The organism is Sulfobacillus harzensis (assembly GCF_012933365.1).
Lineage (GTDB): Bacteria > Bacillota > Sulfobacillia > Sulfobacillales > Sulfobacillaceae > Sulfobacillus_B > Sulfobacillus_B harzensis.
In genome coordinates, this window is sequence record NZ_JABBVZ010000283.1 from 1 (window position 1) to 1,186 (window position 1,186).

1 protein-coding gene is annotated in these 1,186 nt (G+C 64.4%); it reads right to left on the bottom strand.

The annotated features are described in order from the left end of the window. Nucleotides 1-263: 263 nt before the first annotated feature. Nucleotides 264-998, bottom strand: coding sequence for a tyrosine-type recombinase/integrase (locus HIJ39_RS23040; RefSeq protein ID WP_169103356.1), 735 nt, complete (start codon nt 996-998; stop codon nt 264-266). Nucleotides 999-1,186 lie beyond the last annotated feature (188 nt).

The following is a 1,186-nucleotide window of genomic DNA, read 5'->3' on the forward strand; positions in this document are numbered from 1 at the left end:
GAAGACGTGGGTACTGAATACGGTCTCGTCGTACGGGATGCGACCGAGGATACGCTGCTAAACCTCTGGGATTCCTTCGAGCACATGCGGGCCCAAGTTCATCAGAGCAATCTTGTGGCCTTCTTGCGGGACGCAGGCGACAAGCGCTCCTGCGCCATCATTGACAACCACACAGGCGAACGCTCTTTAATCACACGGTGCTCCTGCCTATCGAGGAAGACGCCACTGATTAACACAGACGAACCTGAATCGTCTGGCCGCCGCTACTCCGACGGCTTCCAGGGGAGAAAGTCCGAGGTTGCCGCCGGCAGGTGGAGTTCCGGACGCAAATACCGCGCCGTCGAAGACAAACGATGATGGCCGAGCGTCCGCTTCAGCAGCGTGAGGGATGCCCCGTGGCGGAGCGCGAGCTCCGCGTGGGCGTGGCGCAGGGCGAAGGCGGGGTACGCCTTCAAGTGGGCTTTGACGGCCAGACGGCGAATGGTGGCCGTTAGCGCGACGGGCCGCATCGGCTCGCCGGCCGATGTCGGAAAGAGTGGGGTCGGGTCCTCACGCTCCCAGTGAGTGGGCGGCAGTCCTTGGGCGACGCGCCACCGCTGGAGGGCCGCGACGACCTCCGGACGCAGGGGCATGACCTGGTTCGGGGTCCGATGGGGCACGTGCCAGGCCCACTGGGTGCGCCCCGGAATAATCGCGCCCCACGTGGTCGCGACGACTTCGCTAATCCGGCATCCCGTGCCGAAGACGAACGCAACCAGCGCGGCGGCAAAGGGGCTATGCTGTTCCGCGGCGGTCATGAGGGCCCAGACATCGTCCGGCGTTGGCATCCGGTATGGTAAGGGGTCTGGAACATGGAGATCGGCGATGGTGCAGAGCGGATTCGATGGCCAGTGGGCATACTGCTGCCCGAAGCGGTACAACGAGCGCACGGTGCGCAGTTTGCGGGCTTCGGTGGCGGGTTTAACCTGACCGGCCCACGACGCCTTCCATGCCGCCACATCCGCCCGCGAGGCCTCCGGGAGGGGCTTGCCGAGAAACGCCCGAAATTCTGCGACGACCGGTTGGTAGACCCGCTACGAACTGGATTGCTTCGTCGCCAGCCACGCCTCAATTACGGCATCGTCGGAGCGAGACACCGAGGGCACCCCCTTTAATTAGGGGCATCATAGCACATGCCGAGCGTCTG